This is a genomic window from Halanaerobium saccharolyticum subsp. saccharolyticum DSM 6643 (assembly GCF_000350165.1).
In the GTDB taxonomy this organism is placed as follows: domain Bacteria; phylum Bacillota; class Halanaerobiia; order Halanaerobiales; family Halanaerobiaceae; genus Halanaerobium; species Halanaerobium saccharolyticum.
In genome coordinates this window covers 58,959-74,682 of record NZ_CAUI01000015.1, presented here as the reverse complement: position 1 = coordinate 74,682, position 15,724 = coordinate 58,959, and the positions used below count along the sequence as shown (strand labels likewise).

The 15,724-nt window shown below is 32.2% G+C and carries 14 protein-coding genes; 13 read left to right on the top strand and 1 reads right to left on the bottom strand.

All coding sequences use genetic code 11. The features are described from left to right. The first annotated feature begins 3 nt into the window (after positions 1-3). From HSACCH_RS05625 to HSACCH_RS05570, 12 genes are all read left to right on the top strand, one after another. A complete protein-coding gene (locus HSACCH_RS05625; RefSeq protein WP_005488519.1) occupies positions 4-465 on the top strand; it encodes a regulatory protein RecX in 462 nt (153 codons plus the stop codon). Positions 466-607: 142 nt separating this feature from the next. Continuing rightward, positions 608-2,152, top strand: a complete 1,545-nt coding sequence (gene rny / locus HSACCH_RS05620; RefSeq protein ID WP_040477163.1) for a ribonuclease Y — start codon at positions 608-610, stop codon at positions 2,150-2,152. Between the two features lie 82 nt (positions 2,153-2,234). Beyond that, positions 2,235-3,011 carry a TIGR00282 family metallophosphoesterase gene (locus HSACCH_RS05615; RefSeq protein WP_005488517.1) on the top strand — a complete coding sequence of 259 codons (777 nt, stop codon included), beginning with the start codon at positions 2,235-2,237 and terminating at the stop codon, positions 3,009-3,011. 95 nt (positions 3,012-3,106) lie between these two features. Continuing rightward, positions 3,107-3,367 (top strand): stage V sporulation protein S, encoded by a 261-nt coding sequence (locus HSACCH_RS05610; protein WP_005488516.1) that lies wholly within the window; start codon positions 3,107-3,109, stop codon positions 3,365-3,367. A gap of 145 nt (positions 3,368-3,512) precedes the next feature. After that, entirely contained in the window at positions 3,513-4,190 is a 678-nt protein-coding gene (locus tag HSACCH_RS05605) for a response regulator transcription factor (RefSeq protein WP_005488515.1), read from the top strand. Continuing rightward, the gene (locus HSACCH_RS05600) at positions 4,190-5,587 is read left to right on the top strand and encodes a sensor histidine kinase (RefSeq protein ID WP_005488514.1); all 1,398 of its coding nucleotides are present in this window, start codon (positions 4,190-4,192) and stop codon (positions 5,585-5,587) included. Before HSACCH_RS05605 ends, HSACCH_RS05600 begins: the two co-directional genes overlap by 1 nt. A gap of 82 nt (positions 5,588-5,669) precedes the next feature. Continuing rightward, positions 5,670-6,329 (top strand): MotA/TolQ/ExbB proton channel family protein, encoded by a 660-nt coding sequence (locus tag HSACCH_RS05595; protein ID WP_235043996.1) that lies wholly within the window; start codon positions 5,670-5,672, stop codon positions 6,327-6,329. After that, positions 6,310-6,714, top strand: coding sequence for an ExbD/TolR family protein (locus HSACCH_RS05590; RefSeq protein ID WP_005488511.1), 405 nt, complete (start codon positions 6,310-6,312; stop codon positions 6,712-6,714). The genes HSACCH_RS05595 and HSACCH_RS05590 overlap by 20 nt, the downstream gene beginning before the upstream one ends. A gap of 15 nt (positions 6,715-6,729) precedes the next feature. Then, entirely contained in the window at positions 6,730-7,812 is a 1,083-nt protein-coding gene (locus HSACCH_RS13580) for a TonB family protein (protein ID WP_005488510.1), read from the top strand. Between the two features lie 6 nt (positions 7,813-7,818). Continuing rightward, positions 7,819-9,807 carry a hypothetical protein gene (locus HSACCH_RS05580; RefSeq protein ID WP_040477194.1) on the top strand — a complete coding sequence of 663 codons (1,989 nt, stop codon included), beginning with the start codon at positions 7,819-7,821 and terminating at the stop codon, positions 9,805-9,807. Next, complete coding sequence (locus HSACCH_RS05575; RefSeq protein WP_005488508.1) at positions 9,808-10,533, top strand: S-layer homology domain-containing protein; 726 nt, start codon at positions 9,808-9,810, stop codon at positions 10,531-10,533. It abuts the gene before it with no gap. A 73-nt stretch (positions 10,534-10,606) separates the two neighbouring features. Then, positions 10,607-11,194, top strand: coding sequence for a cell wall hydrolase (locus HSACCH_RS05570; RefSeq protein WP_005488507.1), 588 nt, complete (start codon positions 10,607-10,609; stop codon positions 11,192-11,194). 86 nt (positions 11,195-11,280) lie between these two features. On the opposite strand, the gene gyrA is transcribed toward HSACCH_RS05570, so the two are convergent. Beyond that, positions 11,281-13,662, bottom strand: coding sequence for a DNA gyrase subunit A (gene gyrA, locus HSACCH_RS05565; protein WP_005488506.1), 2,382 nt, complete (start codon positions 13,660-13,662; stop codon positions 11,281-11,283). 143 nt (positions 13,663-13,805) lie between these two features. Between gyrA and gyrB the strand changes: the two genes are divergently transcribed. Continuing rightward, positions 13,806-15,722, top strand: coding sequence for a DNA topoisomerase (ATP-hydrolyzing) subunit B (gene gyrB, locus HSACCH_RS05560; RefSeq protein ID WP_005488505.1), 1,917 nt, complete (start codon positions 13,806-13,808; stop codon positions 15,720-15,722). Positions 15,723-15,724: the final 2 nt, after the last annotated feature.

Sequence of the window (15,724 nt, the reverse complement as noted above, 5' to 3'; positions counted from 1 at the left end):
CTAATGGATCAAGTAGATAAGAAAGAATTTTCTAAAGCTCGAAATAAAGCTTTTAAACTTTTAAGCTATAGAGAAAGAACAATTAAAGAAATAGAAGATAGATTAAGCAAAAAAGATTTTGAAGCAGATGTTATAAAAGCAGTAGTTGATTTTCTTTTAGAGAAGGATTATCTAAATGAAGAACGTTTTGCTGAAATGTGGATTAGATCAAGAAAAAAACATCATCCACGCGGTAGAAAACTTATTTATAAAGAACTAAAAAATAAGGGAGTTAATCAACGGCTTATAAATAATGCCTTAAATGAATACTTAAGTAATCAAGAGGAACTTGAGATGGCCGAGTATCTAAAAGATAAATGGTTACGCAGACGAACTGAAGAAGATAGTTCCAGTTATAAACTAAAAAATTATCTTGCCAATAAAGGCTTTAGCTATGATTTAGTTTATAAAGTAACAGATAAATAAATTTTTAACAAAAGCCTGTATCTGCAGGCTTTTTCCTTTTTATACCAGATTGCACTATTTTCTTGACATAAGCCTTCAAAAAAGTTAAAATATTATTAGAAAATGTAAATAAAAAATTAAAAAAACTGAATATAGACAGGGGGTGAATATTATTACTGGAGGTGTGTTTTATTTTATAATAGCCCTACCTCTCGGGATTGTAATTGGGTATTTAATTAGAAAATACATTGCGAAAGCACGTATGCAGTCTGCAGAAGAAGAAGCAGAGAAGATACTCCAAGATGCAGAAAGAGATGCAAAGGCAAAGAAAAAAGAAATTACTTTAGAAGCTAAAGAAGATGCTCATCAAATTCGCGAAGAAGCGAATAAAGAGAGTCAAAAACGTAGAGATGAGCTGCAGAAGTTAGAAAATAGACTGATGCATAAAGAAGAAAAACTTGATCGTAAATCTGAAAATTTAGAACGTAAAGAACAAAGCATTAAAGATCGAGATAAGAATTTAACAAAGGCTGAAGAGGAAGTTGAAGAAATAAAGAAAGAACAGAAAGAAAAGTTAGAAATGATTTCGAGTTTCTCAGAAAGTGAAGCCAAAAATTATCTTTTAAATAAGGTAGAATCTGAACTTGATCACGAATATGCTAAGATTATTAAAGAAAAAGAAGCTGAAGCGAAAGAAGAATCTGAGAAAAAAGCTAGAGAAATAATATCTCTTGCAATACAGAGATCAGCGGCTGATCATGTAACAGAATCAACTGTATCTGTTGTTAATCTTCCAAATGATGATATGAAAGGTAGAATTATAGGTCGTGAAGGAAGAAACATCAGAACATTAGAAAGTTTAACAGGGATTGATTTAATTATCGATGATACTCCTGAAGCAGTTGTTATTTCTGGTTTTGATCCAATCAGACGCGAAATTGCAAGAATTGCTTTGGAAAAACTAATTGTTGATGGTCGAATTCACCCAGCTCGAATCGAAGAAATGGTTGAAAAAGCTGAGGAGGAATTAGATCAGCATATTAAAGAAATTGGTGAACAAGCAACCTTCGATACAGGAGTTCATGGTTTAAATTCTGAACTAGTTAAGTTATTAGGAAGATTGAAGTTTAGAACAAGTTATGGACAAAATGTATTGCAACACGCTATTGAAGTATCCTATTTAGCAAGTATTATGGCTGCTGAATTAGGTGCAGATGTTACACTTGCAAGACGTGGAGGTTTACTCCATGACCTTGGTAAAGCAATAGATCATGATATGGAAGGAACTCATGTTGAACTTGGTGTAGAGACTGCAAGAAAATATGGTGAAAGTGAAAAGGTAATTCATACAATTGAAGCTCATCATAATGATGTTGAATTTAAATCGGTAGAAGCTGTTTTAGTTGCAGCAGCTGATGCAATTTCAGCAGCAAGACCTGGAGCTAGAAAAGAAACATTAGAGTCTTATATTAAGAGACTTGAAGAGTTAGAAGAAATTGGTGAGTCCTTTGAAGGTGTTAAAAAAGCATATGCAATTCAGGCAGGACGAGAAATTAGAGTTATTGTTGAGCCTGATAAAATTAATGATGTTGCAAGCACAAAAATGGTTAGAGATATTACTAAAAAAATCGAAAAGAATCTCGACTACCCTGGACAGATCAAAGTTGTTATAATTCGTGAAACTAGAGTGGTTGATTATGCTAAATAAAAATAACTAATTATGAAATTAATGGGCTCCTCTTTGAGGAGCCTTTTATAAACTTTAAGTATATTATACGAGGAGAATTTAGATGAATATTTTATTTATTGGAGATATAGTTGGAAGAGCCGGGAGACGTGCTGTAAGAATATTTTTAGATGAGATAATAGAAGAACATAATATTGATTTTGTTATATCAAATGGAGAAAATTCTGCTGGTGGTTTTGGAATAACTAAAAAAGTAGCTGAAGAGCTTTATGATTATGGTATAGACTTTTTTACAATGGGAAATCATACCTGGGATAATCGTGATATTTTCAACTTTATTGATGATGATCCTAATTTGATTCGACCTTTAAATTATCCGGAAAATAATCCAGGTAGAGGTTGGCAGACTTTAAAAATTAATTCTAAAAATGTTACCATTGTCAATTTGATCGGCCAGATATATATGCAGAACAATGATTCGCCATATCATAAATTTATGGAATTATATCCTGAAATTAAAGATTCAGATATTATTTTAGTTGATTTTCATGCCGAAGCTACGGGAGAAAAAATGGCATTTGCCAGAGCAGTTGATGGAATGGTTACAGCAGTTATCGGAACCCATACCCATGTCCAGACAAATGATGCTCAAATTTTTCCAGAAGGGACTGCTTATATTACAGATGCTGGCTTAACAGGAGCTATTGATTCTATTTTAGGTATGAAGCCAGATAAAATGATTGAAAAAATGAAAACATCCCTTCCTGTTAGCTATGATGTAGGTACTGGGAATGTTAAAATTGAAGGAGTTATAGTAAAAACAGATGATCAAAACAACTCTGTCCAGCAAATCATGGAAATAAAGAAAAATAATTTATAATTTTTTATAAAAAAGCAGGAATTTATTTCTTTTATGGCTAATATATTATATAGAGGGAAATAATATTTATCCAATCAAGGAGGTAATAGACGAAGATGGAATTATTAAAAGTATCATCTAATTCTAGCCCCAACAAAGTTGCTGGAGCTTTAGCTGGTGTTTTAAGAGAAGAAGGAAGTGCTGAACTTCAGGCTGTTGGTGCGGGGGCCCTTAATCAGGGAGTAAAGGCAGTAGCAATTGCAAGAGGATTCGTAGCTCCGAGTGGAATTGATTTAATATGTATTCCTGCTTTCACAGACATAGAAATTGATGGTGAGGAAAGAACAGCTATAAAATTAATTGTACAACCGAGATAAATTTATTGTCTGTTTGCCATTCTGGCAGACAGATTTTTTTTAATCTTATTTTAACTTGTGTTATGCGGGGTATAAGTTATATAATAGATAATAGTTAGGGGTTTTCAACTATTATAAAATTTCAAAGATGTTTTGGGGTGTCAAGATGGAAAAAATATTAATTGTAGAAGACGAAGCTAAGATCAGAAAAATTATAAAAAGTTATTTAAAAGAAGATTATTCTATTTTAGAAGCTGAAGATGGAGAGCAGGCCTTAGATATTTTTAAAAATAATGAGATTGATTTAATTATTTTAGACTTGATGCTGCCCAAAATAAGTGGCGAAGAGGTTTGTCAGAAAATCAGACAGATTTCGGATGTAGCAATTATTATGTTAACTGCCAAAAGCGGTGAAGAAGATAAAATCGATGGATTTAATTATGGCGCAGATGATTACCTAAGTAAACCATTTAGTCCTAGAGAATTGTTGATGCGGGTTAAAGCTATTTTAAGACGAAGTAAAGATAAGGAAAAGGCCAGCATCATCACTTTAAATGATGGACAATATAAAATATATCCTGAAGAAATGATTGTCAAAAAAAATGCTAAGAATTGTGATTTAACAACTACTGAATTCAAAATATTAATGACATTAATTAATAATTCTGAGCAGGTTTTAAGTCGGGAACAATTAGCAGATAAAGTTATGGGATTAGAATTTAGTGGTTTTGATAGAACAATTGATGCCCATATAAAAAATATTAGAAAAAAACTAGATCTAGAAAAAGATCAATATATTGTTACTGTTTATGGAGCAGGATATAAGTTTCTAGGTGATATTTAATGTCTAAACTTGGGAAAAAGTTATTTATTATATTTTTAATTCTGGTTATTTTTTCTTTACTGTTAGTTGGTGTTTTCATAAATTTTTCGATAGGAGAAAGATTTGATAATTTTATCAATTTACAGCGTGAAGAAAATATTAGTGAACTTGCTGAGATGATTAGTGAAAATTATGAGAAAAATGACTTCAGTAGTATTAGATCTTTGATTGAAAATTTTAGCCGTACCAATAGAATTCCGATTTGGGTTGAGGATAGTAGTGGAGAATTCATATATTTTCCTGCTCAAAATAATCAAATGGCTAATATGATGAGACGAATGGGAATGCATAATAATGGAATGAATCATATGAATATGATGAGACAGCTTCCGAGTGATTTTCCAGGTCAAAATAAAGTTACAGAAATTTTTGCTAACGGAGAAAAGATACTGAGCTTACACTGGAAGCAGCTTACTAGCGAAAATCAGATTGATTCAGAACTATATAGTTATTTTAAAAATAATATTTATCGAGCAATTGTTTTAAGTGCTTTGCTTGTTACTTTTTTAATAATAATACTTTCCTTTATTATATCTAAAAAAATTACCAGCCCCATAATCGAAATTAAAAATGCAGCTCTAGATGTAGCACAAGGTAATTATCAGCAGAATATTAAGAGTAAAGGAGATGACGAATTAACAGAGTTAATCGATGCTTTTAACTTAATGAGTAGAAAGCTGCTTAAGTTAGAGAAGATTAGAAAAGAATCCACTTCAGATTTAGCTCATGAATTAAGAACACCTTTGACAACGATCAAAGGATATTTAGAAGCGATAGAAGATGGCAAAATGAAGGTTGATCAAGAAACTATCAAAGAAATGCAGGAAGAAAGTCAGAGAATGGCTATTCTAATTGAAAAATTAAATGAGTTTGCTAATGCTCAAAATAAAATATTTAATTTAAAGGAAGAAAAATTAAATTTAACACCAATTATCAAAAAAATAATTAAGCAGCAGCAAAATTATATAAATAAAAAAAATATTGATTTAAAATTAGAACTTGAGCCAAAAGTTTATGTTAAAGGTGATAAAGATAGTCTGTTTCAAATTTTCAATAATATTATTGAAAATGCAATAAAGTATAATACAGCTAATGGAAATATCGAAATTAGAAATTTTAAAAAACAGGATAATTTAATTATTCATATTAAAGATAGTGGAGTAGGTATTAGCAAGGAAGATCTGCCTTATATTTTTGAAAGATTTTATCGTGCTGACAAATCTAGAAATTCTAAAAATCAAGGTACTGGTATTGGTTTAGCAGTAGTTAAAGAATTAATGGATGCTCATCAAGGCGAAATTAAGGTTAAGAGTGGAGAAAACGGAACTGTATTTGAACTGATTTTTCCACAAATATAGCTTATATTAAAGGATTATTAATATTGATATTGAATTTAGAAATTAGTGCAGAATTAATTATTATATTATTGATTTAAGAGGAGTGATTGGATTGGATTTTAATCGTATATTAAATTTATTTACACTTGGTGGACCGATGACTATACCACTTTTAATTGCATCAGTATTTAGTCTAGCAGTAATAATTGAAAAAACAATTTTCTTTTACAAAAACAATGATAACAATGTAAGGTTGATAAAAAGAATAGAAATTTTAGTTGAAGAAGGCGATATTTTAAGTGCTTTAAATGAGTTAAAAGGTAAAAAAGGAACAAATGCTAAACTATTGTCAGCTGCTTTAGCTCATAATAGTGAAAACCCATCGCGTTTAAGAGAAGTTTTACAGGCTGTTGGTGAAGATGAAATCAAGAAAATGGAAAGACATTTACCAATTTTAGATGTTATCGCAATGATTTCACCCTTACTTGGTCTTTTGGGAACAGTGATTGGAATTATCAGTAGTTTTAATATACTTGGTACAGCTGCTGGAGCTGCAAATCCAGCTCAGATTAGTTCTGGTATCGCAGCAGCATTAATTAGTACTGCCCTTGGTTTAATAATTGCTATTCCAACTGCTATATTCTACTCTTATTTTGCACATAAAGTTGAAAGAAGAGCTCATCAAATGAATTTAAATATGGTAGAAATTGTTGATGTGGTAAGCAGTAATAGAGGTGAAAGTGATGTTCAAAACTACTCTTAAGAAAAAAAGTTCAATTAATATAATCCCAATGATTGATGTTATATTTTTTCTTTTAGTATTTTTCATGCTTTTTACTACATTTAGAACTACCCCGGAAGGTATCGAAATGCAGCTTCCAAAAGCTGTAACTGCTACAGAGCAGAATACACAAAATTTTATTGTTCAGATTGATTCAGAAGGTAATTATTATTATGAAGACCAATCTTTAGCATTAAACCAAATAATTTCTGAGGCAGAACTTGCAAATAATGAAAATAATAATTTAACAATCGTAATTAGTGCTGATAAAAATACCCGTTATGAAAATGTGGTTTCACTAATGGATGGGATGCGAAATGTCGGCATAACTAGATTAGCATTAGCGGCAGATAAAGAAGATAGTTAATAGGATGGTGAATTTATGCCTAACAATAATGATAACAGAAAATTACTACTTTATGTAAGTATATCAATAATTTTACACCTTTTAATTCTTTATTTTCTTCCTATAGGATTTCTGCATGGTAGTGCTCAAAGTGATAGCGATTTAAATGATTATGGTTATGTACAGCTGGTTGACTATCAACCCGCACCCATAGAAGAAGAAACTGCAGAGGAGGATACAGAATTAACTGAGGATCCAGCAGCCGAAGAACCGCAGGAAATAGAAGAAGAAATTGAGGAACCAGAGCCTGAACCAGAACAAAATGAACCAGAAGAGGAACAGGTTTCTGAAATTACAGAGGAAGAAATACCTGAGCCTGAACCAGAGCCTGAACCAGAACCAGAAATTCAAGAAGAGCCTGTAGAAGAAGCTGAAACAGAACCAGAGCCTAACACTGAGCCAGCTGAAGAAACAGAACCCGAAGCAGAAGTTGTGCAGGAAGCTGAACCAGAGCCAGAAGCTGAACCAGAGCCAGAACCAGAAGCTGAAGAAACTGAGGAAGAAATTATGGCTAGTGAGGATAGTGAAAGTGAAGTTGAGGTAGTTCAGGAAGAAGAATCTTCTCAAAATGAAGTTGTTGAAGAAAATGTAGATTCAGCTGCAGATGAGGAAACTGATGCTGCAGAAGAAAATACAGAAGTTGATAACGATAATACTGAAACAATAGAATCAGAAGATAATGTTGAAAATAATAATACAACTCAGGAGGAAACTGCTCCACCCCCACCTCCACCACCGACTTCAGGTGACTTAATTGGTTTAATAGAGCCGCCAACATTTCCTAAGGATCTAGTCGGTAGTCGTTCTGAAGGAACAGTTAGTCTAATGGTCGAAATTTCACCAGGAGGCAATGTCAATAATATTGATATTATCGAGTCTTCAGGTTATGATTCTATGGATAGAGTTGCCCAATTAACCTTAGAACACGGCTGGGAGTTTAAAGAATATCAGCAGGCATATAGAATTCCTGTTTCAGTAAGATATTATATAGATCAATCAGATAACAGTCAGGTAGAAGTAGATATAGGCCAAGTTGATTTTATTTCTGGAGGTGAGTAATTGTTAATGGATAAATATAAAAGTATAACTTTAATTACTCTGCTGTTAATTTTCAGTTTAAGCTTTAATGCAGCAGCACAGGATAATTTTTTTCAAAATGAAGATGAGCATAATAATCTTCGTTTTGGGAATGAATATATAGTGATTGTGGTTAATCAAAATGAGAACTCACAGGGTAGATTTGCTGTAGAAACTACTGGAGGTGCTCCTGCCCGAGAAAATGACGATAATAAACCTTTAGTTTATGGAAGACCAAATCCCTGGACTTCCTATACATCACTTTGGATTAATAACCAAAAATATGTTTTTGGAGGTTCAACTGAAAGACGTGCAGGAGATAAAGCAAAATATGGAGAAGTTATTCAGGAACCAACTGTTGAAGATAATCAATTAGTAACTAAAACTCGTTTTGATGATGTTGTTGTTGAGCAAATTTTAAAAATAGTAAAAAGTTCAACCACTGGACTTGCAGATAGTGTTCAAATTCAATATAGAATTATCAATGAAGGTGATGAACAGGAAAAAATTGGTTTAAGAATAATGCTTGATACAATGTTAGGAGAAAATGATGGAGCCCCATTTAGATTGGGTGAAGATACAATAGCAGCTGATAAATTATATTATGATAAACAGCTTGATGATTTTTGGCAGGCCTTTGATAGTGTATCTAATCCACAGGTAACTTCTCAGGGTTCATTTATTGGACCTGATGTCAGTACTCCAGATAGAGTTTATTTTTCTGATTGGGGAAGCTTAGCAGATGGAGTCTGGGATTTTGATTTTAATCCTGGGCAGGAATTCATTCGTAAAGGTGAATACGAGATTGATAGCGCAGTAGCTATGTACTGGGTTCCAGAAATCATTGAACCAGGTGAAAGCAAAACATATATTACTAAATATGGGCTTGGTGGAATTACAATTGTTCCCGGTATTTTATCTTTAGGTGTAACTTCACCTGCAGAAGTTACTTTAGATGATAATAATCAGAGTTTTCCTGTAGTTGCATATTTAGAAAACACATCAGAAATTAATGCTCGTAATGTTTCTTTAAATATTGAACTTCCTGATAACTTTCGGGCAGATCAAGCAAATAGAAAACTTGGTGATATGGCATCAGGAGATATAGAGCAAATAACCTGGAATGTTAGTGCTAAAAATAGAGATAATATTCCAGAAGCTATGACTTATCGAGTAATAGTAGATGCAGATAATACCGATTCAAATGAAGTTGAACGAAGAGTTAAATTTTTAGGTCCACCAGAATTAAATGCTAATATTACTTTAATGGAAGATGTTCAATCAGTTGATGGTAGATTAGAACCTAATCCATTTAGGATACAGGCTGAGATTAATAATTCTGGAGAAACATCGTTATATGGTGTCCAGGCAGAATTGATTTTACCCCCTGGTTTAGTTGCAGCCAGCAGTGAAAAAAGCAAAAAACATCTTGGCATGTTAAGAGATGGAGAAAATATTAATATTAACTGGGCAATCGAAGCTTTAAGAGTGGATGGAACTTTACCTTTTGCCTTAAAAGTTACTGGTATAAACAACTATCAAAAAACTATAGTTGAAGAAATAAACTTACCGCAATTAAGGCCTTTGATTCTCCTTAAAGCAACTGAAGGACAGCGAGATGAAGACTATTATGCAGTTGATATTATAGCTGCAAATATAGCAGAAGCTGAAAAAATCGCTTTTGAACTGAACTATGATAATGATAATTTATTGTTAACTCATATTTCAAGAGGTGATTTTTTCGTAGGAGATAATAACTTATTACCATTTAATAGACCAGATAAGTCTGAACCAGGAAAAATTATTTTTAATCAGGAGTTTCCTTTTAACAAAGCTAATGGCGTTATTGCAACTATTCATTTTAAGCTTAAAAAGGATAGTCCTGGGAGTATTAATATTAAAGATTTAGAAGCAGTCAATGGAGCTGGATCTCCATTTGAAATTGAACTTAGAAATATTTTAGAGGAGGAAAATTAGATGTTTAACTACAAAAAAGTAATTTCTTTAACAGTGTTATTAATTTTAATTTTTAGTGTGGGTGCATTTGCACAGCAATTTGACGATGTTCCACGTGATCACTGGGCTTATGACAGTGTTCAAACCTTAGCTCAGAGGGGATATTTAAGCTTGTATTCCGGAGAAGATTTTAATGGTGAAGAGCCATTGACAAGATATGAAATGGCAGAAATAATTGCAAATGTTTTAGAAAATACAGTTGGTAGCACAAGTTCACAAAACTTAAGTGAAGAAGATGTAGATGTTATTCGTGAGCTGTCATTAGAATTTAGAGATGAACTTGTTACAGTTGCTCAAAGACAGAAAGATTTTGAGGAAAGATTAAATAATTTAGAAGATACTAATCAAATTCAAAATGAAGACATTGCAAATCTTAATGTAGAAATTGCAGAAATGAATGAAGATGTTCAAAAAGTATCAACTCTAGAAGAAAGTGTTAATCAAATAGATAGCCAAATTGCTGCTTTAGAAGATGAATTAGCAGCATTGAAGGAAGAAGGAGTTTCTGGACAAAAATTACAGGAACTTGAAGATAATCAGAGTGTAAACATGACTAGAATACAAGAATTAGAAAATAGAATAGAAGTTTTAGAAGGTGAAAAAACAGCCGAAGAGGACGAAGGTGGAGATTCCCTTAGAACTGGTTATATAATTGGTGGCCTTGCATTACTGGCACTATTACTTTAAGGTAAAATTATTATCTTTAAAGGATTAAATAAAGAATTAAATAAAGAATTAAATAAGATTAAGGAGAATGGTTATGGATAAGATTCACTTTAAAAAAGTTATAGTTATTTTGACTATGATTATATTATTAAATACAGTATTTATACCATTTCTGGTGCCAGCGCCTGAAGTAAAAGCTGCTTCAATTGAGAAAGAAGATATTTATACTGGTCTGGGCTTAATGTTTTTAATGGTAGTTCTGGGTAGTGGAAGTGACAAAAATCAAGAAGCTGCACCCGATAATTTTTATAATTACAAAAACTTTAATGCTGAGGAAATGGAAATATTGGCCAGTATAATTAATGCAGAGGCAAGAGGAGAGAGTTATGAGGGCAAAGTTGCTGTAGGGGCTGTTATAATTAATAGAGTCTATCATCCCTCTTTTCCTAATTCTATTAAAGGGGTTGTATTCCAATCAGGACAGTTTACACCTGTAGAAAATGGAATGATAAATCTTTCGCCAAATAATGATGCTTTTAAAGCTGCTTATGATGCCGTTAGCGGTATGGATCCTAGTCAGGGTAGTCTTTATTTTTATAATCCTGTAAAATCAAGGAATCCGGATTTTTTCGCTGGCAGAACCAAAGTAGTAACAATTGGTAACCATGTATTTTTGAAATAATAAAAATAGTTTAAAATAATTATAAAAACCCTTCCGGTTAGTTTTTAATAACTATTCGGAAGGGTTTTCTTGTTTTAGCTTATTTATTAAACTTCAATTATTTTTTCTACTGCTACAATTTTTTCGAATTCAAGCTCTTGCGTAACTTTATACATATTTCCTCCTGGAGATGTCTCTGGTACATCATTAACATTTATTTCATTAATCTCACCATTTTTGGCAGCTATCAGTAATTTATCATTTTTGGCAGCTTTAACAGCGCCTGCTAACTTATAATTTGTATTTGAGAATATTCTAATCCCCTTACCATTTCTTTTTTGAGCTTTAAAATTACTGAGTTTAATTTTATTTGCTCTACCATCTTCAGAAATTGAAATTAAGTAATCATCTGGTGAATAGGTATTAAAATAAATTGTTTTATCGTTTTTACTTAAATTAATTGCTTTACTTCCAAGAGTATTTCGTCCAGTAGTAGAGAAGCTATTTCCACTAAAACGGATTATATAACCATTTTTACTAACAACAAACAGATCCTGTTCAGCATCAGTTTTTTCAACATTTATTAACTGGTCATTATCCAATTTAATAGCTCTAATATGACTATAATTAGTTCTATATTCATCTGCAGTACTTCGTTTAATTAAGCCGCTTTCTGTGACAAAAGTATAATATTCATTTTTGCTGTCACTTTCTTCTTTTGCTAAAATATTAAGTGAAATTATATTTTCTTTAATAGGTATCTGAAGATATTTACTTAGGTTATCCCCTGTAGCTAGACCGTGATGCTCATCAATATCATGAACCTGTAAATTATAAACTTCACCCTGATTACTAAAGAAGAGAAGTTGATCTAAAGATGAACCTTCAACAGTAGAAATTAAATAGTCATTTTTAGCTTCACGTAAATTTTTATATTCCTCATTTCTTTTGATAATTCCACGATAGGAAAGTGATAAAACAGCATTTTTTTCTTTAATTAGATCATCTTTTGTAATTTCGGCTTTACTGTCATCACTAATAATTTCTGTTCTTCTTTTATCTGAAAAACGTTTTTTAATATCTTTTAACTCATCTCTGAGAACTGAATTTAGTTCTTCTTCATTATTTAAGATATTTTTATAATATTTTATTTTTTCTTCTAAATCTTTTCGTTCAGCCTCTAATTTTTCGAATTCCATTCCTACCAGCCGCTGCAGCTGCATTTCTAATATTGACTGAGCCTGTTTTTCTGAAATATTTAGCTCATCCATTAATTTTTCTCTAGCTTCTTGTTTAGATTGTGAATTTCTTATAACCTGAATTACTATATCCAGTTCATCAATTGCTCTTTTGAGACCTTCTAAAATATGATAACGATTTTCTGATTTATTTAAATTATATTTTGTATGATTTCTGATAACTTCTTTACGGAAATCTAAAAAATGTTCTAAAATCTCTAAAAGTCCCATAACTACTGGCTTTTTATCATTTAGGGCCAGCAGATTAATTCTAAAATTGTTCTGGAGAGAAGTATATTTATACAATCTATTTAAAATTAATTCTGGATCAGCATTGCTTTTTAATTCGATTACTATTCGAATTCCTTTTTTAGCAGACTCATCTCTTAAATCTGATACTTCTGATATTTTACCCTTATTTACAAGGCCAGCAATTTCTTCAATTAATTTAGCCTTATTGACCTGATAAGGAATTTCAGTAATAATTAAATTTTTGTGTCTGCCTTCTTTTTCAATTTTGCTTTTAGCTCTTAAAGTGATTTTACCTTTACCGTTCTCATAAGCAGACTTAATTCCATCATCACCAACAATCATCGCTCCAGTAGGGAAATCAGGACCTGGTAGATGATTTTTAATTATTGTATCTAGTCTGGCATTAGGATAGTCTAGAAGATGGATTGAAGCATCTATAACCTCTCCTAAATTGTGAGGAGGGATTGAGGTACTCATTCCAACTGCAATTCCGCTAGAACCATTTACTAAGAGATTAGGGATTTTAGAAGGTAATACCTCTGGTTCCTGTAGACTTCCGTCAAAATTATCAATAAAATTTACAGTTTCTTCATCTATATTATCTAAAAGTGCCTCTGCTATTTCTGTAAGTTTAGTTTCTGTATAACGCATTGCAGCAGCACTATCACCATCAATTGAACCATAATTACCTTGACCATCAATTAGCTGATATCTTTGATTAAAGTGCTGGGCCATCCTAACCATGGCTTCATAAACAGCACTATCACCATGTGGATGAAACTTACCTAAAACTTCACCTACTAAACGAGCTGATTTTTTATGAGGTCTATTATGAAGTAGACCTAATTCTTTAGCTGCAAAAAGTATTCGTCTATGTACAGGTTTTAAACCATCTCTAACATCAGGTAGAGCTCTACCAATAATAACACTTAAGGAATAATTCAAATATGCATCTTTCATTTTATCTTCAATTGCAATTGGGTAAATTTCTTCTTTCATTATCTATCTCCTTTCAGATTTAATCGTATTCTGCTAATTTATAATATCATTCTTATGATAGAATTTGCAAATTTAAAACCCGAAATACTGGCATTCTAAGAATCTCTTTGTTATAATAAGGAAATGGAGGATGGTGAAGACTCATGGATACACTTTTCAATAATGTAGATTATAATGCAGATCAAATACAAGTTTTAGAAGGTTTAGAAGCAGTTCGTAAAAGACCTGGAATGTATATAGGAAGTACTGGGATTAGAGGTTTGCATCATCTTGTCTGGGAAGTAGTAGATAACAGTATAGATGAATTTTTAGCTGGCAATGGTGATCAAATTAAGGTTACTATTCATGAAGGTGAAGAAATTAGTGTTGAGGATTTTGGACGGGGTATACCTGCTGATACCCATAAAGATACGGGTTTACCAGCTGTACAGGTAGTTTTAACTACTCTGCATGCCGGAGGTAAGTTTAATAATAATAGTTATAAAGTTTCTGGAGGCTTACATGGTGTTGGTGTTTCAGTAGTTAATGCACTTTCTTCAAAATTAACTATTACAACTCACTGGAAGGGTAATAAATATCAACAACATTATCAAAAAGGAATTCCTGTTGATAAACTTAAGAAAATAGGAAGCAGTGACCGCAGTGGTACAGTAATTCGTTTTAAACCTGATCCAGAAATTTTTTCAGCTCAAAAATTTAAATATGAAAATCTGGCTCACCGCCTGCAGGAGTCAGCCTATTTAAATAAGGAACTTACTCTTATTTTAAAAGATGAACGAGGAGAGGAAGTAGTAGAAGAAGAATTCCAATATGATGGAGGGATTAAAGCTTTTGTAGAATTTTTAAACAAAGATCGTAATGTATTGAATAATGATATTATCTATTTTGAATCAAAACCAGATGATTATGAAGTAGAGATTGCAGTTCAATACAACGATGGCTACAATGAGCGTATTTTTTCTTATGCAAATAATATTAATACGATTGATGGTGGTTATCATTTAACTGGTTTTAAAACTGCATTAACCAGAGCTATTAATAATTTTGCTAAAAAAAATAATCAGCTGCCTGCTAAGATTTCTTCTTTAAATGGAAAAGATGTTAGAGAAGGAATTACAGCAATAATTAATGTTAAATTGCCTGAGCCTCAGTTTGAAGGGCAAACTAAAACTAAGCTGGGTAATAGTGAGATTCGCAGTATTGTAGAAAGCGAAGTTTATGAATATTTGAGCCTCTATTTTGATACAAACCCTGAATTAGCAAAAAAGGTAATTGATAAGGCAGTTCAGGCAGTAAGAGCGCGTAAAGCTTCTAAAAAAGCAAGAGAGCTTACTAAAAGAAAAACTGCTCTTTCTTCGAATTCATTGCCAGGAAAGCTTTCCGACTGCAGCAGTAAAAAGGCCGAAAAAAGTGAACTATTTATAGTTGAGGGTGATTCTGCTGGTGGTTCTGCTAAACAGGGAAGAGAGCGTAAATTTCAAGCGATTTTGCCTTTGAAAGGTAAAATATTGAATGTAGAACGAGCTAGACTTGATAAAATTTTAAGTAATAATGAGGTTGCTTCGATTATAACTGCCTTAGGAGCCGGAATTGGGGAAGAATTTGATTTAAAAAAACTTCGCTACCACAAAATTATAATTATGACTGATGCTGATGTGGATGGTGCTCATATTGCAACTTTAATTTTAACGTTATTTTATCGCTATATGCCGGAATTAATTGAAAACGGCCACATTTATCTTGCCAAACCACCTTTATATAAAGTAACAAAGCGTGGTAAGAGTCACTATTTATACAGTGATCAGGAACTAGAAAAATTTAGGGCTGAAAACGAGAACAGCAGTTTTTCACTGCAGAGATATAAGGGGCTTGGCGAAATGAATCCAGATCAGCTCTGGAAAACAACCATGGATCCTGAAAATAGAGTTCTGCAAAAAGTTGAAATTGATGACGAAATTGAAGCTGATGATATTTTCACCCGCTTAATGGGTTCAAATGCTTCTTTAAGAAAAGAATTTATTTTTAATAATGCCGAGCTTGCTCAGACTATTGATGTTTAAAA

Bases quoted from the DNA above. Each gene is read 5' to 3' on its own strand.
- HSACCH_RS05610 (WP_005488516.1), top strand. From the start codon at position 3,107: ATGGAATTATTAAAAGTATCATCTAATTCTAGCCCCAACAAAGTTGCT.
- HSACCH_RS05615 (WP_005488517.1), top strand. From the start codon at position 2,235: ATGAATATTTTATTTATTGGAGATATAGTTGGAAGAGCCGGGAGACGT.
- HSACCH_RS05575 (WP_005488508.1), top strand. From the start codon at position 9,808: ATGTTTAACTACAAAAAAGTAATTTCTTTAACAGTGTTATTAATTTTA.
- HSACCH_RS05570 (WP_005488507.1), top strand. From the start codon at position 10,607: ATGGATAAGATTCACTTTAAAAAAGTTATAGTTATTTTGACTATGATT.
- HSACCH_RS05590 (WP_005488511.1), top strand. From the start codon at position 6,310: ATGTTCAAAACTACTCTTAAGAAAAAAAGTTCAATTAATATAATCCCA.
- HSACCH_RS05600 (WP_005488514.1), top strand. From the start codon at position 4,190: ATGTCTAAACTTGGGAAAAAGTTATTTATTATATTTTTAATTCTGGTT.
- HSACCH_RS05625 (WP_005488519.1), top strand. From the start codon at position 4: ATGGATCAAGTAGATAAGAAAGAATTTTCTAAAGCTCGAAATAAAGCT.
- HSACCH_RS13580 (WP_005488510.1), top strand. From the start codon at position 6,730: ATGCCTAACAATAATGATAACAGAAAATTACTACTTTATGTAAGTATA.
- gyrA (WP_005488506.1), bottom strand. From the start codon at position 13,662: ATGAAAGAAGAAATTTACCCAATTGCAATTGAAGATAAAATGAAAGAT.
- gyrB (WP_005488505.1), top strand. From the start codon at position 13,806: ATGGATACACTTTTCAATAATGTAGATTATAATGCAGATCAAATACAA.
- HSACCH_RS05605 (WP_005488515.1), top strand. From the start codon at position 3,513: ATGGAAAAAATATTAATTGTAGAAGACGAAGCTAAGATCAGAAAAATT.
- HSACCH_RS05580 (WP_040477194.1), top strand. From the start codon at position 7,819: ATGGATAAATATAAAAGTATAACTTTAATTACTCTGCTGTTAATTTTC.